This is a genomic window from Streptomyces rishiriensis (assembly GCF_030815485.1).
GTDB classification, from domain to species: domain Bacteria; phylum Actinomycetota; class Actinomycetes; order Streptomycetales; family Streptomycetaceae; genus Streptomyces; species Streptomyces rishiriensis_A.
Genome location: NZ_JAUSWV010000002.1, coordinates 4,614,497 through 4,633,626, shown reverse-complemented (window position 1 = coordinate 4,633,626; position 19,130 = coordinate 4,614,497). Strand labels below are relative to the sequence as shown.

At 72.8% G+C, this 19,130-nt stretch carries 18 protein-coding genes; 2 read left to right on the top strand and 16 right to left on the bottom strand.

Translation table 11 applies throughout. The features are described from left to right. Positions 1-21 precede the first annotated feature (21 nt). Positions 22-891, top strand: a complete 870-nt coding sequence (locus QF030_RS23115; protein WP_307164551.1) for a helix-turn-helix domain-containing protein — start codon at positions 22-24, stop codon at positions 889-891. Then, positions 888-1,064 (top strand): DUF397 domain-containing protein, encoded by a 177-nt coding sequence (locus tag QF030_RS23110; protein ID WP_307164550.1) that lies wholly within the window; start codon positions 888-890, stop codon positions 1,062-1,064. The genes QF030_RS23115 and QF030_RS23110 overlap by 4 nt, the downstream gene beginning before the upstream one ends. 245 nt (positions 1,065-1,309) lie before the next feature. Here the strand turns inward: QF030_RS23110 and QF030_RS23105 are convergent, their stop codons facing one another. From QF030_RS23105 to QF030_RS23030, 16 genes are all read right to left on the bottom strand, one after another. After that, the gene (locus QF030_RS23105) at positions 1,310-1,975 is read right to left on the bottom strand and encodes a response regulator (protein WP_307164549.1); all 666 of its coding nucleotides are present in this window, start codon (positions 1,973-1,975) and stop codon (positions 1,310-1,312) included. Beyond that, complete coding sequence (locus tag QF030_RS23100) at positions 1,972-3,333, bottom strand: sensor histidine kinase (RefSeq protein WP_307164548.1); 1,362 nt, start codon at positions 3,331-3,333, stop codon at positions 1,972-1,974. The genes QF030_RS23105 and QF030_RS23100 overlap by 4 nt, the downstream gene beginning before the upstream one ends. Before the next feature lie 183 nt (positions 3,334-3,516). Further along, entirely contained in the window at positions 3,517-4,194 is a 678-nt protein-coding gene (locus QF030_RS23095) for a response regulator (protein ID WP_307164547.1), read from the bottom strand. Next, complete coding sequence (locus tag QF030_RS23090) at positions 4,191-5,750, bottom strand: histidine kinase (protein WP_307164546.1); 1,560 nt, start codon at positions 5,748-5,750, stop codon at positions 4,191-4,193. The genes QF030_RS23095 and QF030_RS23090 overlap by 4 nt, the downstream gene beginning before the upstream one ends. Positions 5,751-5,760: 10 nt before the next feature. After that, positions 5,761-6,948 (bottom strand): acyltransferase family protein, encoded by a 1,188-nt coding sequence (locus QF030_RS23085; RefSeq protein ID WP_307167662.1) that lies wholly within the window; start codon positions 6,946-6,948, stop codon positions 5,761-5,763. A 67-nt stretch (positions 6,949-7,015) separates the two neighbouring features. Next, the gene (locus tag QF030_RS23080) at positions 7,016-8,023 is read right to left on the bottom strand and encodes an alpha/beta hydrolase (protein WP_307164545.1); all 1,008 of its coding nucleotides are present in this window, start codon (positions 8,021-8,023) and stop codon (positions 7,016-7,018) included. 165 nt (positions 8,024-8,188) lie between these two features. Beyond that, complete coding sequence (locus QF030_RS23075) at positions 8,189-9,073, bottom strand: alpha/beta hydrolase (protein WP_307164544.1); 885 nt, start codon at positions 9,071-9,073, stop codon at positions 8,189-8,191. Between the two features lie 292 nt (positions 9,074-9,365). Next, complete coding sequence (gene kynU, locus QF030_RS23070; protein ID WP_307164543.1) at positions 9,366-10,568, bottom strand: kynureninase; 1,203 nt, start codon at positions 10,566-10,568, stop codon at positions 9,366-9,368. Continuing rightward, a complete protein-coding gene (locus QF030_RS23065) occupies positions 10,561-11,406 on the bottom strand; it encodes a tryptophan 2,3-dioxygenase family protein (RefSeq protein WP_307164542.1) in 846 nt (281 codons plus the stop codon). Before QF030_RS23065 ends, kynU begins: the two co-directional genes overlap by 8 nt. A 159-nt stretch (positions 11,407-11,565) precedes the next feature. After that, positions 11,566-11,979, bottom strand: a complete 414-nt coding sequence (locus QF030_RS23060; protein ID WP_307164541.1) for a DUF3151 domain-containing protein — start codon at positions 11,977-11,979, stop codon at positions 11,566-11,568. A 93-nt stretch (positions 11,980-12,072) separates the two neighbouring features. Then, positions 12,073-13,632 (bottom strand): MFS transporter, encoded by a 1,560-nt coding sequence (locus QF030_RS23055; RefSeq protein ID WP_307164540.1) that lies wholly within the window; start codon positions 13,630-13,632, stop codon positions 12,073-12,075. 116 nt (positions 13,633-13,748) lie between these two features. Continuing rightward, a complete protein-coding gene (fbaA, locus tag QF030_RS23050; protein WP_307164539.1) occupies positions 13,749-14,780 on the bottom strand; it encodes a class II fructose-bisphosphate aldolase in 1,032 nt (343 codons plus the stop codon). Positions 14,781-14,946: 166 nt separating this feature from the next. Then, on the bottom strand, positions 14,947-15,519 hold the full coding sequence (pyrE, locus tag QF030_RS23045) for an orotate phosphoribosyltransferase (protein ID WP_307164538.1): 573 nt from the start codon (positions 15,517-15,519) through the stop codon (positions 14,947-14,949). Positions 15,520-15,555: 36 nt separating this feature from the next. Continuing rightward, positions 15,556-16,353, bottom strand: a complete 798-nt coding sequence (locus tag QF030_RS23040) for an aldose epimerase family protein (RefSeq protein ID WP_307164537.1) — start codon at positions 16,351-16,353, stop codon at positions 15,556-15,558. A gap of 115 nt (positions 16,354-16,468) precedes the next feature. Then, positions 16,469-17,317: an SRPBCC domain-containing protein gene (locus tag QF030_RS23035; RefSeq protein ID WP_307164536.1), complete on the bottom strand. Its 849-nt coding sequence runs from the start codon at positions 17,315-17,317 to the stop codon at positions 16,469-16,471. Positions 17,318-17,414: 97 nt separating this feature from the next. Beyond that, on the bottom strand, positions 17,415-19,061 hold the full coding sequence (locus QF030_RS23030; RefSeq protein WP_307164535.1) for a polyamine aminopropyltransferase: 1,647 nt from the start codon (positions 19,059-19,061) through the stop codon (positions 17,415-17,417). Between the last annotated feature and the right edge of the window lie 69 nt (positions 19,062-19,130).

Below are 19,130 nucleotides of genomic sequence, written 5' to 3'. Positions count from 1 at the left end.
TGCGAGAGAGAGGGGTCTGCGATGCCCGCAGGGGGACGTCCGACCGTGCGCAGCAGGCGACTTGGCGCGGCTCTGAGGCGCTACCGGCAAGCGGCCAAACTCGACCAGCCGCAGGCAGCCGAAGTGATCGCAGCCCATCAGACCAGGGTCAGTCGCATAGAAACAGGCCACGTCATCGCACGACCCATCGAGATCCGGGCCATGTTGAAGGCGTACGGCGTGGGTGACCCAGACGTCCGCGAAAAACTCGAGGCGTTGGCACGGCACTCGAAGAACCGAGGCTGGTGGCTCGAACATGCCGCGCATCTGCGACCGGACTACCTCGACCACATCGCCCTGGAGGACGACGCAACCTACATCCGCGACTGGCAGCCCGTTCTGGTTCCCGGCCTCCTGCAAACTCCGGCCTACGCGAAGGCGGTCATCATCGGTGGCCCGAACTACGTCGCTTCGGAACGTGTCGAGCAATTGGTCAAGGTGCGTACGGGTAGGCAGGCCAAGATCGAGGAAGGCGGTGCCTCGTACGCGGCCATCCTCTGGGAAGCGGTCATCGCGCACCCGTTGGTCGACATCAGCGTTCACCGCGGGCAGTTGTCCGCGATCCTGGAGATCGGAAAGCGGAAGAACGTCACGGTGCAGGTACTGCCGTTCAGCGCCGGAGCTGTTGCGGGCACGACTTACGCCTTCTCCTCCTTCAGCTTCGAATCGGAGCCGACGGTCGAAGCAGTGACGATGGAGAACCTGAGGGGTACCTCCATCCTCGAAGCACCTGAGGATCTTGCCGCTTACGCCAATGCATACGACCAACTACGATCGGCAGCACTGTCACCGGACGCCAGTGCGCGGCTCATTCGAAGCGCACTGCAAAGCACCAAGGAAGGCGCATCGTGACCGAGGTCGTAAGCACCTTCTGGAAGTCGTCGTACTCCGGGCAGGAAGGCAACTGCGTGGAGGTCGCAGTGACAGCCACCGGCGGCCGTGCCGTCCGCGACAGCAAGGAGCCGCACGGCCCCCTCCTCACCGTCTCCGGTGAGGGCTGGCGCGCCTTCGTTCAGCAGTTCTGAACGAGTCCGGTACCGCGCGTGCCCTCACAGCGAGCGCCGCGCCTACGCGTCGGTTCATGCGGGGGTGGCGGCATGACGCTGCCGGAGTCCTGGGCGCCGCCCTGCGCCGCTGCCGGGTGTGAGCCGAGCGCCGAGCCGTACCGGGGCCTCGTCCTCGACGGAGTACCGCCCGCGACCTGATCCGGTGGGACCGCCGACCGGGACCGCCGACCGGGACTACCGGGCAGCCGCCGGCCGCGTTTCCCCTAGCCCGGCGTGACCAGCCGGGCCTCGTAGGCGAAGACCGCTGCCTGGGTGCGGTCCCGCAGGCCCAGCTTGACCAGGATCCTGCTCACATGGGTCTTGATGGTCGACTCCGCGACCACCAGCCGGCCGGCTATCTCCAGGTTCGACAGACCCTGGGCGATGAGGACCAGCACCTCCGTCTCCCGTTCGGTCAGCTCGCCGTAGGCCGCCTGCGCGGTCGGCGACAGTCGCGGGGTGTCGGACAGCTTGGAGAACTCCGTGATCAGGCGCCGGGTGACGGACGGGGCGAGGAGCGCCTCGCCGGCCGCCACCACCCGCACTCCGTCGGCCAGTTGGCGGGCCGACGCGTCCTTCAGCAGGAAGCCCGAGGCGCCCGCGCGCAGCGCCTGGTAGACGTACTCGTCCAGGTCGAAGGTCGTCAGTACCAGGACCTTCGCCGAGCCGTCCGCCGCCACGATCTCCCGCGTCGCCTCGATACCGTTCAGCTCCGGCATCCGGATGTCCATCAGGACCACGTCGGGCGCGAGTTCACGGACGCGATCGATCGCCTCCCGGCCGTTGACCGCCTCACCCACCACCTCGATGTCCGGCATCGCGTTCAGCAGGACGGAGAAGCCCTCGCGCACCATCATCTGGTCGTCTGCGATCAGTACGCGGATCGTCATGTTCCACTCTCGCTCGCGGCGGGCACCGGCAGGAACACCGTCACCTCGTAGCCGCCCGCCGGGGTCGGCTCCGCCGTCATCTCACCGTTCAGCATGCCGACTCTCTCCCGCATCCCGGTGATGCCGTGGCCGGCGCCCGGCGAGGGTTTGATCAGGGACGGGTTCGGCGGTGCGCCGTTGACTATGCGCAGCCCCAGGCCGCCCAGCACATAGCCGATCTCCACGCGGGCGCCCGCCCCGGGAGCATGGCGCAGGGTGTTGCTCAGCGCCTCCTGGACTATCCGGTACGCCGACAGCTCCACGCCCTGCGGCAGCTCCCGCACCGCGCCGGTGACCGTCTTCTCCACCTCCAGGCCCGCCTCCCGCACATTGCCCAGCAGCCCGTCCAGTTCGGCGAGTGTGGGCTGCGGGGCGTCCGGGACCTCGTAGTCCTCGGCGCGGACCACGCCCAGGACCCGGCGCAGCTCCGTGAGAGCCGCCACCGCGTTCTCCCGGATCGTGGCGAAGGCCTTCTCCAGCTCCGGGGGCGGGTTCTCCACCCGGTAGGGGGCGGCCTCGGCCTGGATGGCGACCACCGACATGTGGTGGGCGACGACGTCGTGCAGCTCGCGGGCGATCGTGGTGCGCTCCTCCAGCAGGGTGCGGCGGGAGCGCTCGTGCGCGGTCACCGTCTGCTGGGCCGTGACCTTCTCCTCGGCCTGCCGGCGGATGTGCCAGACGGTGACGGCGAGCAGGAGGAGCGCCGAGAAGACCAGCATGGGCGCGACGTTCGTGAAGTAGTGGCCCCAGCTGAAGACGGTCTCGGCGACGAAGCCGTAGGCCGCCGTCAGCATCCACATCCACGCCGCCGTGCGCGGGCGGGTGCGTATCGCCACGACCGTCAGAACGATCAGGTGGGCGGCGAAGCTGCCCGGCAGCCAGGGCCACTCGGTGTACGTGGTGCCGATGACGGCGACGACGGTGGTCCCCGCGAGCGAGAGCCAGAACGCGCCGACCGGCCGCACCAGCGTCAGCAGCACCGGGGCCAGGGCGAGCAGTCCGATCAGGAGACCGAGGCCGCTGCCCTGGGCGTCCGCCCAGCCGATCAGCATCGCCAGGACGCCGGCCGCCCCGACCATCGCGTGCCGGGACCAGGCCGCGTACTCCCGCCTGCGGCCCTTCAGGCGGCCCAGGACGCGGCCTCCGCGCTCCTTGCGGGGCAGCGGGCGATAGGCGAAGGCCTCGTGGAAGAGGTCCTCCCGCAGGCCGCGCAGGGCGCCCACGGCCGCCCGGAACTCCGGACTGCGCGGCCGGTAGACCTCGTAGGAGTCGTCCGGGTCGTCCGGGCGCGTGGTGTGCGTCTGCGTCGTCTCTGTCACGTTCAGAACGGTATGCGGAGCAGGGGGTCGCGGTCGTCACCAGTGAGAGGGGTTCGTGCGGATCCCTCTCAAGTACTACGGGTCCGACGGGGAGGGACTGGACACCGCCGACAGGGGGCGCGGGGCGCCGCCCGACCGAAGGCACGGGGCACCGCGGCGACCGGGGCACCGGGGCGGCATCGCTCAGTACCCCGAGGGTCTCACCAGCCCCGACTCGTACGCGAACACCGCCGCCTGGGTGCGGTCCCGCAGCCCCAGCTTCACCAGGATGCGGCCCACGTGCGTCTTCACGGTCTGTTCGGCCACGAAGAGGTGGTCGGCGATCTCCGCGTTGGACAGGCCCTGCGCGATCAGGGTGAGCACCTCCGTCTCGCGCTCCGTGAGATCGCCGACCCGCTCCTTCAGCGGGGCTCTGGGCTTGCCGTCGAGACGGGAGAACTCGGCGATGAGCTTGCGGGTGATGACGGGGGCGAGCAGGGCGTCGCCGGCCGCCACCACCCGGACGGCCTCGGCGAGCCGGTCGGCTGAGGCGTCCTTCAGCAGGAAGCCGGAGGCCCCGGCCCGCAGCGCGTCGTACACGTACTCGTCGAGGTCGAAGGTGGTGAGCACCAGAACCTTGATGTGCGGGTGCGCGAGAGTGATGCGTTGCGTGGCGTCGATGCCGCCGAGCTCGGGCATGCGGATGTCCATCAGCACAACGTCCGGGGCGAGTTCGTCGACCTTGGCGATGGCGTCCAGGCCGTGCACCGCCTGCCCGACCACCTCGATGCCCGGATGGGCGTTGAGCAGCACGGTGAAGCCCTGCCGGACCATCTCCTGGTCGTCGGCGATCAGTACGCGGATGGTGCCGCCGGTCGTCATGGGGTTCCTTCTCCTGTCGGGGGCGGGGCGCCCACGTCGTGCACATCGTCCTGGTCGTCCTGGTCGTCCTGGTGGTCCGGGTCGTCCGGGTCGTCCGGGTCGTCCGGGTCGTCCGGGAAGACGAGTTCGAGGCCCTCGGGGACACCGGGATCCGCGGAGTCCTCCGCGGACCGGGAGGCGGCGAAGGCGTCCGGGCCGTCGTGGGGCGCGGCCGCGCCGTCCTGCGGGAGGAAAGCCGACACCGCGAATCCGCCGTGCAGGGTGGGATAGGCGTTCACATGGCCGCCCAGCATGACCGCCCGCTCGCGCATCCCGAGCAGACCGTGCCCCGCCCCCGGGGAGGGCGGCACGGGTTCGCGCGGGCGGGAGTTGGTGACCTCCAGGTACAGGCCCCGGGCATGATGGACGACCTCCACCCGCACCTGGGAACCCGGCGCGTGCCGCAGGGCGTTGCTGAGCGCCTCCTGGACTATCCGGTACGCCGACAACTGCACGCCCGGCGGGTACACGGGCGCCTCGCCCTCGACGGTGGCGACCACGTCCAGCCCCGCGGCGCGGGTGTTCTCCATGAGGGCGTCGAGCCGGTCGAGCGTGGGCTGCGGTGTGTCCGGTGCGGCTCCGGTGCCGGCCGCGCCGAGTCCGTAGGGGTCCTCGGGGTTCTCCGAGCGCAGCACCCCGAGCACCCGTCGCAGCTCGCCGAGCGCCTCCAGGGCGTTCTTCCGGATGCCGGCGAGGTTCTCCTTGAGTTCCTCGGACGGGTTGTCCACCAGGTGCGGGGCGACCTGGGCCTGGATGGAGATCACCGACATGTGGTGGGCGACCACGTCGTGCAGTTCGCGCGCGATCCGGTTGCGCTCCTCCAGCAATGTGCGTCGGCCGCGTTCCTCGGCGGTGATCGTCTCCTGTTCGACGAGCTGGGTGCGCGCCTCGCCGAGACCGCGGAAGGCGGCGCCGACGAGCACGACGGCCCCGAAGACGGCGACCGCGGTCAGCCCCGTCGAGGTGTAGGCACCCCCGCCGATCAGGCCCTGGATCAGCCAGGTCGTCACAGCGGTGGCGGTCAGCGCCGCGAAGGACACCCGGGCCCGCATGCGGAGCGCCAGGAACAGGAGCACGAGGGCGTGGGCGAGGACTTCGCTGGTGTTCCACGGCCAAGGGGGACCCGGCAGCGGGTGCCCCACCAGGGCCGGCCGGGCGGACACCGCGGCGACGAAGACGCCGGCCAGCGACAGCGCCCACGCGGGGACGGGCCGCCACAGCGCGAGGGCGACGGCCGCGCCCTGCGCGAAGCCGGTCAGCACTCCCAGTTCCGTGCCCAGGTCGTAGCGGCCCATCTGATCCGTGGCGGCCAGCGCGATCCCGAGGGAGATCCAGCACACCACCACGTACCCGGGCAGCCGCAGCAGACGCCAACCGCGCCGGCGCGGGGCGGCTCCCGCGGAGCGGGACGCGCCGAAGCCGTCGCGCAACGGCTTACGCAGGCGCTGGAAGCGGGCCGGGCCGGTGGGTGCGAGGGCGGCGCGCTCGGACCGGGTGCTGCTCTCCTCGCCGTTCACGGGCTCAACCCTAGGCACTGGGGGCCGCCTTCGACTCCGTCCGGCCGGAACGGTGGTGGACGCGGATCACCCGGGACCCCCGGCCGTCGGAACGGCGTGGCTCGCGCGGCCCGCGTTCGCAGGCGTGGAACGCCGCCCGGCACACCGCCAGCACCAGGGCGAAGACCGGCAGCCACAGCAGCCGGGCCGCCACCCACTCCAGCCCGTCGGGGTCCGTGTGCAGGCCGGTCAGGCGACCCGCGAGAAGGCCCATGGCGGTGGTCGCCATCATGGCCGTCTGGTGCCAGAGGAACACCGTCATCGCCGAGAGGTTGAGCAGCGCGACGGCCGCCCAGGCCAGGGGCCCGCGCATGGCCCGGCGCAGCCGGTCCCGCAGCAGCAGGGCCAGTCCGCACTGGGCGAGACCGAACGTGACGGCGGCCAGCGTGGGCGGGTTGAGGTTGGAGACCGCCGCGCCCGGCACACCCACCATCGACGCCGGGTAACCGGCCCAGCCGACGAGCAACGCCGTGGCGACCGCCCCGCCGACCAGCAGGAGCCGGCCCGACCGGGGCCGCTCCAGCTCGCCGCGGGTCCAGGCCGCTCCGACGGTGTACGGCACCAGCCAGCCCGCCACCACGTTCACCCAGCCCAGCCATGCCGGGCCGCCCAGGCCGAAGCGCACCAGATCCACATGGAGGACGACGGCCAGCGGCCACAGCGGGTTGAGCCGGACCAGCAACGGGGTCGCGGCCGTCAGCACGGCGAACACCAGCAGGAACCACAGTGGGGACAGCGCGAGTTTGACCACGGTGTGCACGGTGACCATGGACGCGCCGCCGAGCAGGAGGCCCACCGCGGCGACCGTCCACACGGCCAGTACGGTGGCGACCGGGACGAACAGCCGCGCCAGCCGGGTCCCGAGCCACGCGCCGTAGGTCCCGCCCCGCGCACGGGCCGAGGCGAGGCTTCGGGTCGCCACATGGCCGCCCACCATGAAGAACACCGCGAGGGTCTGGAACGTCCACGACACCGGAGCCAGCCAGGGCATGGGCCCCAGCGGACTCGCGGCGCGCAGGGTCGCGCCGTCGGCGACGAGTGCCGTCACCAGCCAGTGGCCGAGGACGACGCCGAGGATCGCCAGTGCCCGCAGGGCATCGACGGCCCGGTCACGCTGCGGCGGCGTGGCCGCGTCGATGCGGACGGCGGCCCGCCGCATCCGGAACGACGCCCGCCGCTGCTCACGCTCCTCGGGCCCAGGCACCGGTGACTCACTGCCCTGGACGTCATGCACCGGTGACCTCCGCGGTCGCGCCGAGGACGATCCGGGCGATGTTCTCCAGGGAGGGAGAACCGGGCCGGAAGTAGTCGCTGTGGCCGCCGGAGCCCGCAGCGAAGACACGGGCGCCGAACGACGGGGACAGGGGATCGGTGCCGAAGCCGACCGTCGTGCCGAACAGGTCGGCGCTGACGTGCGGGACGTCCGCCACCCAGTCGTCGGCGCCCCGGGCCGCCCAGATCCGCGCGCGGGTACGCAGGTCGGCCGCCGACTCCGCGCCCGTTCCCGGGCTGCCCAGGAGGACCAGGTCCGTCACCTCCAGGTGCGGGGCGGCGCGGCCGCACACGACCGTGCCGTACGAGTGGCACAGGAGGGTGAACCGGGATCCCGGCGCGGTGACGGCGCGCAGCCCGCGCAGGAACTCCCGCAGCTCTGGGGCCGCTTCCTCGGCGCGGCCCGGCGTGATCACGGCGGCGCTGACCGTGCCCGGGGTGGTGTAGCCGAGCCAGGCCACCACCGCCGTACGGGAGCCGGCGGCAGTCTGTGCGGAGAGCCGGTGGTGCAGTGCGGCCGCACCCGCCCGGAAGCGGCCGAAGGTGTCCAGCGAGGTGTCGGAGCCCGGTACGAGGACGGCGACCCGGTCGGCGTGGGCGAGGTCCCCGAACACCTCGACCGCCCGGCCGGAACCCCGGCCGTCGAAGGAGAGCAGGTGGCGGGACGGGGCGGCCAGCTCCCGCTCGGCGGCGGCACGGTGGCGGTCCCCGTGGGCGGCGGCCATCGCGGACGCCAGCGCGGCGTTGGCCCGGTTGGCGGCGTACGCCTTCTCCAGGGTCGCCGCCGTCGGCGGGGCCAGGGCGGCGGGGGCCGGGGCGGGGATGTCCGGCCGGACCGCCGCCGTGAGGGGGACGACCACGGCGGCGGTGATGAGGACGGCCAACAGGGCGCGGACCCAGTGCCGCCCTCCGTGCGACTTCCCCGCACGGCGCCATCCCCCGCGAAAACGAACCTCCGCCATCCCGCCCCTCCCCCGCCAGTGCGCCCGGCCATCGGGCCTTTCTGGCTTGGAAGTTACGGATCGGCGCTCGTCGTTCGCGTCCCGCTGGGGAGCTCTTCTTCGGCGTAGCTCTCAGGTACTACGGGTACGACCCGGGGGCTTCACGCCGCCGAACCGGGGCCACGGCTACCACGCCAGTTGGGCGATCTCCTCCGCCACGACCGCGCACGCGTCCGCCGCCGGGTCGATCAGCGGGAAGTGGCCGACGTCCTCGAGAAGGGTCAGGCCCACCACCTCCCCGGCCTTCGCCGCCGCGTCCGCGTACGCCTCGGCGACCGCCTGCGGGACGACCAGGTCGGTGCGGCCCTGGACGAGGGTCGTCGCGACACCGGTCGGCAACAGCAGCGCGGGGTCGGCGAACGGCTGCCGCTCCTCGAACCGCTCCTGACCGCCAAGGAGTTGACGGGCCGCTCCGCCGCACACGTCCAGCTTCTCGGCGACCGCGAAGTCGGCGATCGGGGCCAGCGCGACAACGCCCCGCAACCAGGCCGAATCCGCGGTGCGCCAGGGCGCGTCGGCGGGCAGCACATGCCGGGCCGCCGCCCACAGGGCGAGGTGGCCGCCCGCCGAGTGACCGGTCAGCACCGTGCGGCGGGCGTCGGCCTGCGGCACGGCCTCCCGGACGAGGGCGGGGAGGGCGTCGAGGGCCGCGGCCACGTCGTCGAAGGTGTCCGGCCAGCGTCCCGCGACCGGGGATGTCCCCTGCGGGTCGGCGCTCCCGGTGCCCCGCCGGTACTCCACGTTGGCCACGGCGAAGCCGCGCTGGGCCAGGTAGTCCGCGAACGGCGTGATGTGCCGGCGGTCGTAGGGCGCCCGCCAGGCCCCGCCGTGCAGCACGACGACGAGCGGAACGGAACCGCCCGGGCCGACCTGCGCCCGCGGCACGTAGAAGTCGATCACCTGGTCGGGGTGATCGCCGTACGCCGTGGTGACGTCGGGCTCGACGGGCGGATGCGCGAAGGCCGACGCCTCCTCGGCGGCGGCCCGGGCTTCGACAACGTCGTCCGGCATGCTCCAACCTCTCAGCGGCGATGGGTTACTCCCAGGCTTTCGGCACTGGGGGAGGATGTGGCGGACCAGATGAGAATTCGGCCGTTGGCCGGGACGGTATCAGGCCCGTGACGTGCGCCGACACGCGGATATCACGCTCGGTGAGAGGTGCCCGGTCCACATGAACGGTTCTGCTGTTCCGCCGCCCCGGCAGACCCGCCCGCCGGACATCCCCCTGGGCGTGCCCCTAGGTACGCCCAGGAGTCCCGGCCGGTTCAGCCGACCGGGACTCCCTGCCCAACCCGCCGCCGGGTCAGCGCAGTTCCTCCGCCAGCACCCGCGCCGCCCGCTCCACGTCCGCGAAGCCGACGTACAGCGGGGTGAAGCCGAAGCGCAGGACGTCCGGGCGGCGGAAGTCGCCGACCACACCGCGCCCGATCAGCCGTTTCATGACCTCGCCTGCCTCCTCGCAGCGCAGCGCCACCTGGCTGCCGCGCTCCTCGTGAGACACCGGAGTCAGCGACTCGACCCGCCCCTCGGGGACGTACGCGGCCACGCACTCCAGGAAGAAGTCCGTCAGGGCCAACGACTTCGCCCGTACCGCCTCGACCGAGACCCCGTCCCAGACCTCGAGCGCCGCCTCCAGGGCGAGCATCGACAGGATGTCCGGGGTGCCGACCCGCCCGCGCGGAGCGCCTGCCGCCGGCTCGTACGTCTCCCGCATGCCGAACGGCTCGGCGTGCGAGTTCCAGCCGGGCAGCGGGGAGTCGAACCGGTCCTGGAGGCCGCGGCGCACGTACAGGTACGCCGGCGAACCCGGTCCGCCGTTCAGGTACTTGTAGGTGCAGCCGACCGCGAGGTCCACGCCGTGCTCGTCGAGACCGACGGGCAGGGCGCCCGCGCTGTGGCACAGGTCCCAGACCGCGATCGCGCCGACCGCGTGCACCGCGGCGGTGAGCGAGGGCAGGTCGTGCAGCCGTCCGGTGCGGTAGTCGACGTGGTTGAGCAGTACGGCGGCCGTGCGCTCGGACAGCGCCGCGGGCACCTCGCCCGGTGCCACCGCACGCAGGGTGCGGCCGGTGAGACGGGCCGCCGACCCGGCGATGTAGCCGTCCGTGGGGAAGGTCGTCGCGTCGACGAGGATCTCGTCCCGGGCGTCGTCCACCAGACGGACCGCTCCGACAAGTGCCTTGAAGACGTTGACACTTGTCGAGTCGCCGACCACGATCTGACCGGCCGCCGCGCCCACCAGCGGGGCGATCCGATCACCGATCCGCTCGGGCGCCGTCCACCAGCCGCTCTCGTCCCAGGACCGGATCTTCAGCGCGCCCCACTGACGCCGTACGACGTCCTCGACGTGCCCGGGGACGGACCGCGGGAGCGCGCCCAGCGAGTTGCCGTCGAGGTAGACGCCGTCGTCGAGGAGGAACTGGGCGCGCTTGCCCGCCAGCTCGTCGCCGCTGTCCAACTCCTTCGCCCTGAAATCGAGTTGCGCGAATCCGGGGCGCTCAGACATGGGACCTGGCCGTCCACAGCTCGGGGAACACGTTCTTCTGCGCACGCTTCTCGAGCCAGGCCACACCGGCCGAGCCGCCCGTGCCGGCCTTCGCGCCCATCGCGCGGCGGGTGGCGACGAGGTGGTCGTTGCGCCAGCGCCACACCAGCTCGGCGACGTCCGTCAGGGCCTCACCGAGGCGCGCGATCTCGTCGCCCTCGTCACCCGCGTACACGGCCGTCCAGACCGCCTCGACCTCCGCCGAGGGCTCGTACCGCCGCGTGATGTCCCGCTCCAGGACGGCCGACGGGATCGCGTGGCCGCGCCGGGCCAGCAGCCGCAGCACCTCGTCGTACAGGCTCGGCTCGTGCAGCGCCTTCTCCAGCTCCGCGTGGACGCGGGGCGCGCCGCGGTGCGGGACCAGCATGGACGCGGACTTGTCACCGAGCAGGAACTCCATGCGCCGGTACATCGCCGACTGGAAGCCGGAACCCTCGCCGAGCGACGAGCGGTACGAGTTGAACTGCGCCGGGGTCAGCTGCCCGAGCGGCCGCCAGGACGCGTTCAGCGCGTCCAGTTCACGCACGGACCGCTTCAGCGCGTCGATCGCCACCGGCACCCGGTCCTGGCGCAGCGCCTTCGCGGCGGTCTCCCACTCGTGCACGATGACCGTGAACCACAGCTCCATGACCTGGGTGGTGACCAGGAAGACCATCTCTCCGGGATCGTCGGAGAGGGTGTGCTGGAGGTGGGTGAGCACGTCCGCCTTGACGTAGTCCTCGTACGGCGTCGTGCCGGCGAAGTCGAGATGCGGGGTCTCGGGCTCCGAAGCCTCTTGGGGCTGAGCCTGCTGGGACATCGCTGTCTCCTGATGTGTACTCCGGGTAGCGGTCCGCCCCTGCCGTTACCGACACGGGGGCCCCGGTCCCCACCGGCACATATTGCGCAATGCTCTCCCGAAAACGCAAGGCCCGCCTGGTCACACCAGACGGGCCCGGAAGAACGCACAGGTGAACGGCTATCCCAGGGTCTGGGCCGCCGTCGCCGAGGAGTCCTTCAGGAACTGCGAGCAGCGCTCGTACTCCGCCTGCTCGCCGATCGCCTGCGCGGCGCGGGCGAGGCCGTGCAGGGCACGCAGGAAACCGCGGTTCGGCTCGTGCTCCCACGGCACCGGGCCGTGACCCTTCCAGCCGTTGCGGCGCAGGCTGTCCAGGCCGCGGTGGTACCCCGTGCGGGCGTACGCGTACGACTCCACGACGCTGCCCCGCTCGAACGCGTCGTCGGCGAGCTGCGCCCAGGCCAGCGAGGACGTCGGGTACTTCGCGGCGACGTCGGCGGGCGCGGTGCCGTTCGCGAGGAGCTCGCGCGGCTCGGGGTCGTCGGGGAGGTGGGTCGGGGGCGGGCCCCCGAGGAGGTTTTCGTGAAGGGACATGCGTCCAGTCTGCGCCATCCGCGGAGCCCCGGCCCCGGCCCGCCGGGAAACCCGGACGGCCTTCGCCCGGGACGGGGGGCCGGCCGGACCCGGCTAGGACAGCCGGCCCTTGGTCCGCTCCCCCTCGAGAGGCGGCGCCAGCACGCTCCCGTGGGTCCTGCACTCCGGCCTGCGGCAGTCCGGGGCCGGGCGGCGCACCGTCGCGAAGGCGACCACCGCGCCCACCGCCAGCACCCCCGCACAGAGCACCATGGCCCGCCGGAACGCGTCGTCGAAGGCGGCGGCCGAGCGGTACGCCTCCGCGCTCATCCCGGTCAGCAGGGGCAGCGCGGCCACGGCGACGAGACCGGCCGCGCGGGCGGCCGCGTTGTTGACGCCGCTGGCCACCCCGGCCCGTGCGACGTCCACGGAGGCCAGCACGGTCGCGGTGAGCGGGGCGACCAGCGCGACCATGCCGAAGCCCAGCACCAGGACGGCAGGGAGGACGTCGGCGGCGTAGGACGCGCCGGTCCCGACGCGCAGCATCAGGAGCATCCCGGCGGCGCACAGCAGCGGGCCGACGGTGAGCGGGATCCGCGGCCCGATGTGCTCGGCCAGTTCGCCGGAGCGGGCGGACAGCAGCAGCATCAGCACGGTCGTCGGCAGCAGCGCCGTACCCGCTTGCAGGGCGGACCAGCCGGCCACCACCTGGAGCTGGACCGCGGACAGGAAGAAGAAACCGCCGAAGGCCGCGTACACGCACAGGGTGACCAGGTTGACGGCCGTGAACTGGCGGGACGCGAAGATGTCCGGCGGCAGCATCGGGTCGGGGCTGCGACGCTCCACCGCCACGAAGGCGACCCCGGCCACCACTCCGGCGACCGCCGCCCCCGTGACGACCCCTACGGGTCCGCTCCGGGCCTCGATCAGCGCGTAGGTGACGAGGGCGAGCGCCAGCGCGCCCAGGAAGGCGCCCAGCACGTCGAAGCGCGCGTGCGGACTCCCTGTCGCGCTCCCGGCCGCTCCCCCGGGCACATGCCCGGTCCCGGTCCCGCTCCCGGTGGCGGTGGCGGCCGCGCGGGGGCGCGCGGGCCGCCCGTCCGACTCCGGTACGTGGCGCAGTGCGACCGGCACGCACACCGCCGCCAGCGGCACGTTCAGCAGGAACACCCACCGCCAGCCCGGCCCGTCCACCAGCCAGCCGCCCAGGAACGGCCCCACGGCCGCCCCCATGCCGCCGAACCCGGACCACAGGCCCACCGCCCGCCCCCGGTCCTCCCGGTGGAAGGAGGCCTGGATGAGCGCGAGGGAACCCGGCGTGAGGAGCGCGCCGCCGACCCCCTGCAACGCCCGGGCCGCGATCAGCACGCCCGCGTTCGGGGCGATCCCGCACAGCAGCGAGGCGACGGCGAACCACACCACCCCGACCACGAACACCTTGCGCCGCCCGTAGTGGTCGCCCAGGGAGCCGCCCAGCAGGATCAGTCCGGCCAGCGTGAGCAGATACGCGTTGACGGTCCACTGGAGGGCGGCCAGGTCGGCGTCCAGGTCGCGGCCGATGCGCGGGAGGGCCACGTTGACGACGGTCGAGTCCAGCAGGGCCATGCTGGAACCGAGCACGGTGGTGAGCAGGATCCACTTGCCCTGCGGCGAGGCCAACCGGACGTCAGGCATGCCCCAGGTATACAGCGAGCCCGGCGCCGTAGACAGACGCCGGGCTCACCGCTGCCCGTAGCACCTCCGGGGTACCTCCAGAGGGTCCAGGGGTACGGCGAAGGTTCCTTCGGGGACTACTTGATCTTCTGGCCCGCCGAGCGCAGGTGCTGCGTGGCCTCGACGACGCGCGCGGCCATGCCCGCCTCGGCCAGCTTGCCCCAGGTCCGCGGGTCGTAGGTCTTCTTGGAGCCGACCTCGCCGTCGACCTTCAGGACGCCGTCGTAGTTCTTGAACATGTGGTCGGCGACGGGACGCGTGAAGGCGTACTGCGTGTCCGTGTCGAGGTTCATCTTGACGACGCCGTTGTCCAGCGCGGTCGCGATCTCCTCCGCGCTGGAGCCGGAGCCGCCGTGGAAGACGAAGTCGAACGGCTGGGAGCCGGCCGGCTTGCCGTACTTGGCGGCGATGCCCTCGTTCAGCTCCTTGAGCAGGTCGGGACGGAGCACGACGTTGCCCGGCTTGTACACGCCGTGGACGTTGCCGAAGGACGCGGCCAGCAGGTAGCGGCCCTTCTCCCCCAGACCCAGCGCCTCGACGGTGCGCACCGCGTCGTCGACCGTCGTGTAGAGGGAGTCGTTGATCTCGTGGGAGACACCGTCCTCCTCGCCACCGGTCGGGGTGATCTCCACCTCGAGGATGATCTTCGCGGCGGCGGCGCGGGCGAGCAGCTCCTGCGCGATGGCGAGGTTGTCGGCCAGGGTCTCGGCGGAGCCGTCCCACATGTGCGACTGGAAGAGCGGGTTGCGGCCGGCCTTCACGCGCTCCTCGGAGACCGCGAGCAGCGGGCGGACGTACCCGTCGAGCTTGTCCTTCGGGCAGTGGTCCGTGTGCAGCGCGACGGTGACCGGGTACTTCTCGGCGACGACGTGGGCGAACTCGGCGAGGGCGACCGAGCCCGTCACCATGTCCTTGCTGTACTGGCCGCCCAGGAACTCGGCGCCACCCGTGGAGATCTGGACGATGCCGTCGCTCTCCGCCTCGGCGAAGCCGCGCAGTGCCGCGTGCAGGGTCTGCGTCGAGGTGACGTTGATGGCCGGGTAGGCGAACTTGCCTGCCTTCGCCCGGTCGAGCATCTCGTTGTAGACCTCGGGGGTTGCGATGGGCATCTGTCCGCTCCTTGGTATCTGCGGGTTGGCGATCTGTTCGATCTGCGTACTACGGCCCTGACCTAGACCTGGGGTGCGACGTCATCGTCGGCCCCATCTTTCCAGACCTGGGCGAATGGTCCATGCCTGGTCCACGCCCCGGTCAAGTGCAGGTCAATACGGCCCGTCAGTCCAGACCCAGTTCATCCTTCGAGAAGGCGAACAGGTACGGCACGCCCGCGCCCTCGCGGATCTTCTCGTCGGCGCCGGTCGCCCGGTCCACGATCGTCGCCACGGCCACGACCTCGGCGCCCGCCTCGCGCACGGCCTCGACGGCGGCGAGCGGCGAGCCGCCGGTGGTGGACGTGTCCTCGACGACCAGGACGCGCCGGCCCTTGATCTCCGGGCCCTCGACCCGCCGCTGCAGGCCGTGCGCCTTCGCCGCCTTGCGGACCACGAAGGCGTCCAGCCGCCGGCCGCGCGCGGCGGCCGCGTGCAGCATGGCGCCGGCCACCGGGTCGGCGCCCATGGTCAGACCGCCCACCGCGTCGAAGTCCAGCTCGGCGGTCAGGTCGAGCAGCACCTGCCCGACGAGCGGGGCGGCTTCCCCGTCGAGGGTGATCCGGCGGAGGTCGATGTAGTAGTCCGCCTCCAGCCCCGACGACAGGGTCACCTTGCCGTGCACCACGGCCTTGTCCTTGATCTGCTGAAGCAGCGCGCCACGTGTGCCCGACGGCATCACTTCGTTTACGTCCGTCATGCCCCTCAGCTTAAGGGCGGCGGCCGGAGGCGGAACTCAGAGCCGGGTCCAGTGCCACGTGGTGCCGGCCTCCAGCGGCTCCAGGGGCGTGACCAGGCGCGGAAGCGTGTTCAGGCCGTCGGGCGGGCCGGTCTGCGGCTCCACGCACACGGCCGCCTCCTGCTCGTCGTAGACGACGACCCACGCCTCGGGGCTGGTCACCCTCAACTCCAGCCGGCCCGGCCAGGTGAGGCCGACGGCGACACCGCCGGGCATGCCGAAGCAGTCGTCCCACGGGCCGGGCTTCGGCGCGATCCGGTTGCCGGTCGGCAGATGGTCGTCGCCGCGCTCCTCCTGCCACTCGGGGTCGAAGGAGACCCGCACGTCCTGGTCGTCCGGCCCGCCCAGGTTGCGGTTGAACCAGGGGTGCCAGCCGATCTGCGCCGGGAAGGACGAGCCGTGCGTCTCCACGGCCATCGCGAGGGACAGGCTGTCCTCGGTCAGCGTGACCACCTGGGTGACCAGACCGGGGTAAGGCCACGGCTCCACCAGGCGGTACGTCAGCACGGCCTCGTCGGCGGTCCGCCGCGCCACCTTCCAGGCACCGTCGCGGACGGTGCCGTGGATGGCGTTGGGCGCCGCGTTGAGCGGCATCTGGTGAACGGTGCCGCCGTCCCGGAACCGGCCGTCGCGGATCCTGCCGCACCAGGGGACCATGGGGAAACACCCGAACCGATCCCCCTGGCGCAGCAGTTCGAGGCCGCCGACGCGCAGCCCACCGATCCGGCCGCCGTTGTCCGGCTGCACGGTCACCTCCGCGTCGCCCGCGGTCAGCGTGATCTCTTCGTCACTCACGGGACGACCCTACTGGGACGATCGGAGCGGTCGGGTCGCGGACCGGCCGGGACGCCGTGCGGGCAACCGGGCCGCGCCGCCGGCCCCGGCCCCGGGCCGTTCGGTGTCGCAGGCCTCAGCCGCGTCGGCGCAGTGCCCGGCCCACCACGATCGCCGACGCCACGACGAGCGCGGCCGCCGGCGCGGCCCACCGCAGCGTGCTGTTCGGTACGACGGTCTGCGGGGCCGGGACCGGCGCGTAGCGCCCGCGCGGCGGAGCGTGGTCCACCTCCTCGGCGCTGCGCCCGATCATCGTCCGGCGCGCGTGCGCGGCCTCGGCGGCCGGCTCTCCGGGCCCCGTGAGGTCCTCGAGCCCACCGGCCGGCACCTCCGCCTCGAAGACGGCGCCGGGGGTGGGCACGTCGTCGACGTCGTCGACGTCGTCCACGTCGTCCAGGTCCACGTCAGCGACCTCGTCGACGGCGTCCGCGACCTCGTCCACGGCCTGCGCGACCTCGTCCGCGGCGTCCGCCGCCACGGCTTCCGCGGCTTTCACGGCTTCGGCCGCTTCCGCCGCCAGGTTCGCCGCGAAGCGGTTCAGCAGCCGGGTGACCGCCGACTCCACGGCCTCCGGAGGCAGTTCCGCGATCCGGCCGTCCGCCGACGCCGTCCCCTCGAAGCGGAGCGTCGTGCCCGCTCCGGCCTCCCGCAGCCACAGCGTGAGGACCGGTTTCACCACCCCGCTGCCGCGCACCTCGGTCGCGTCGCCCTCCACGGCGTACGCGCCGTCCTCCCGCACGCGCACCCGTACGGCGCCCCGGTACGTGATGGTGTGGCCGCCGACCCGCACCTTCAGCCGCCCCGCGACGGGATCGGTGCCCGCGTCCTGCTGGAGCCCGGGGACCGCCCGGGCCACCTGCGCCGGATCTGCGAGGGCCGCCCTCAACCGCTCGGCCGGAACCGGAACGAACACCTCTTGCTCCATGACACCGGAGCCTACCCAGCGGGCGCCGGAAAGCACCCGGCGAAACCGGGAATCGGCTCCGCCGCGCTCCGGCCGGTGATACACCGCCGGCGCCGGATCAGTACCGCGGATGCACCAGCGTCGAGGGCCGCAGCCCCGTCACCCGGGTCGCCTCCGCCGCCCGCGCGTCCGCCGTCAGCTCCGCCTGGGTCAGGGTGCGCGGCGGCTCCCGCCCGTCGAGGCGCAGCGGCGGGCGGGTACCGGCGGTGGACAGGACGAAGCCCCAGTCACCGGGGGCCCGGGAGCCGCCGGCGCCGCGGTCGGGGCCCGCGCCGCGGTCTGCGTCGCGGCCGTCCACGCGGTAGGGGGCGGTGTGCAGGCCCGCCGCGCGCATCGTCGTCTCGACCGTCCAGAACGCGCGTGGCCGGCCGGCGACCGGACCGGCGTGCACGACGAGCCGGCCGCCCGGGGCGAGGGCCCGGCGGGCGAGACCGTAGAACTCCTGTGAGTAGAGCTTCGTGCTCGCCGTCATGCCGGGGTCGGGCAGATCCGCGACGACCACGTCGTACGTCGCCGGAGGGGCCCCGCGCAGCCACCGGAAAGCCTCCTCCGTGGCGACGTGGACCCGCGCGTCGCCGTAGGCATGGTCGTTGAGGCGGGACAGGGCCGGGTCGGTGCGGGCCAGTCGGACCAGGCCGGGGTCGGTCGCGACGATGTCGACGCGGCGCACGCCGGGGTGGCCGAGGGCCTCGCGGGCGGCCATGCCGTCGCCGCCGCCGAGGATCAGCACGCGCGCGTGCGGGCCGCTCATCGCGGGGCGGACCAGGGCCTCGTGGTACCGCCGCTCGTCGTGGCCCGCGAAGCGGAGGCGGCCGTCCAGGTAGAGGTCGAGGGGGCGGCCGTCGGTGCCGCCGGCGAGCACGATCTCCTGGACGCCGGTCCGCACCGCCACGCGCACGTCGTCGCCGTACACCGCCTGCCGGGCCGCCCGTTCGAAGTCGTCGACGAGGACGGCGGCGGAGGCGAGGACGCCGAGGACGGTGATGTTGGCGACGAGCAGCACCGCGCGCGCCCGGCAGGTGAGGTCGCGGCGGAAGAGGCCCAGGACCAGGGCGGCGCCGGCCACGACGTTGACCCCGCCGGTCAGCAGGGAACTGGTCAGCTGGCCCAGGAAGGGCAGCAGCAGGAAGGGGAAGGCGAGGCCGCCCACCAGCGCGCCCACGTAGTCCGCGGCGAACAGGTCGGCCACCGCGCCGCCCGCGTCCTGGCGGCGGATGCGCTGGATCAGTTCCATGAGGAGGGGCACCTCGGCACCGATGAGCACACCGATGGCGAGCGAGAACGCGACGAGGAGCACACGGGGGCCGTGGGCCCACAGGCCGCCCCAGTCGCCCGTCCACGCGAACACCGCGTACAGCGCCATGGCACTGCACCCGCCCACCAGGGCGAGGGTGGCCTCCAGGGCGGCGAAGCCGGCCGCGGCGAACCGGCGCAGCCGTTTGGCGGCGAGCGAGCCGACGCCCATCGCGAAGACCATGACGGACAGCACGACGGAGGCCTGGGTGACGGAGTCGCCCATCAAGTAGGAGGCCAGTGCGACGAGTTCCAGTTCGTAGACGAGACCGCAGGCCGCGCAGACGAAGACGCACGCGAGAACCAGGAACCGCCCGGTGTCCGGCCGGACCGGAAGCCGCGCGACCCCGTGCGGTGGCGGCTCCCGGTCTTGCCGGACACGGGGCGGGGCCGGCGCGTGCGGTTCGATCACGACTGCGACGTTACGTCACGGCATGGGTGCCCTTCGTCACCCACACGTGTGGAATCCGAGGTCGTTCAC

What these genes read in the sequence shown, in the direction of transcription:
- QF030_RS23115 (WP_307164551.1), top strand. Translation starts at nt 22, where the DNA reads ATGCCCGCAGGGGGACGTCCGACCGTGCGCAGCAGGCGACTTGGCGCG.
- QF030_RS23105 (WP_307164549.1), bottom strand. Translation starts at nt 1,975, where the DNA reads ATGACGATCCGCGTACTGATCGCAGACGACCAGATGATGGTGCGCGAG.
- QF030_RS23095 (WP_307164547.1), bottom strand. Translation starts at nt 4,194, where the DNA reads ATGACGACCGGCGGCACCATCCGCGTACTGATCGCCGACGACCAGGAG.
- QF030_RS23085 (WP_307167662.1), bottom strand. Translation starts at nt 6,948, where the DNA reads ATGCGGCGGGCCGCCGTCCGCATCGACGCGGCCACGCCGCCGCAGCGT.
- QF030_RS23080 (WP_307164545.1), bottom strand. Translation starts at nt 8,023, where the DNA reads ATGGCGGAGGTTCGTTTTCGCGGGGGATGGCGCCGTGCGGGGAAGTCG.
- QF030_RS23075 (WP_307164544.1), bottom strand. Translation starts at nt 9,073, where the DNA reads ATGCCGGACGACGTTGTCGAAGCCCGGGCCGCCGCCGAGGAGGCGTCG.
- kynU (WP_307164543.1), bottom strand. Translation starts at nt 10,568, where the DNA reads ATGTCTGAGCGCCCCGGATTCGCGCAACTCGATTTCAGGGCGAAGGAG.
- QF030_RS23065 (WP_307164542.1), bottom strand. Translation starts at nt 11,406, where the DNA reads ATGTCCCAGCAGGCTCAGCCCCAAGAGGCTTCGGAGCCCGAGACCCCG.
- QF030_RS23060 (WP_307164541.1), bottom strand. Translation starts at nt 11,979, where the DNA reads ATGTCCCTTCACGAAAACCTCCTCGGGGGCCCGCCCCCGACCCACCTC.
- QF030_RS23055 (WP_307164540.1), bottom strand. Translation starts at nt 13,632, where the DNA reads ATGCCTGACGTCCGGTTGGCCTCGCCGCAGGGCAAGTGGATCCTGCTC.
- fbaA (WP_307164539.1), bottom strand. Translation starts at nt 14,780, where the DNA reads ATGCCCATCGCAACCCCCGAGGTCTACAACGAGATGCTCGACCGGGCG.
- pyrE (WP_307164538.1), bottom strand. Translation starts at nt 15,519, where the DNA reads ATGACGGACGTAAACGAAGTGATGCCGTCGGGCACACGTGGCGCGCTG.
- QF030_RS23035 (WP_307164536.1), bottom strand. Translation starts at nt 17,317, where the DNA reads ATGGAGCAAGAGGTGTTCGTTCCGGTTCCGGCCGAGCGGTTGAGGGCG.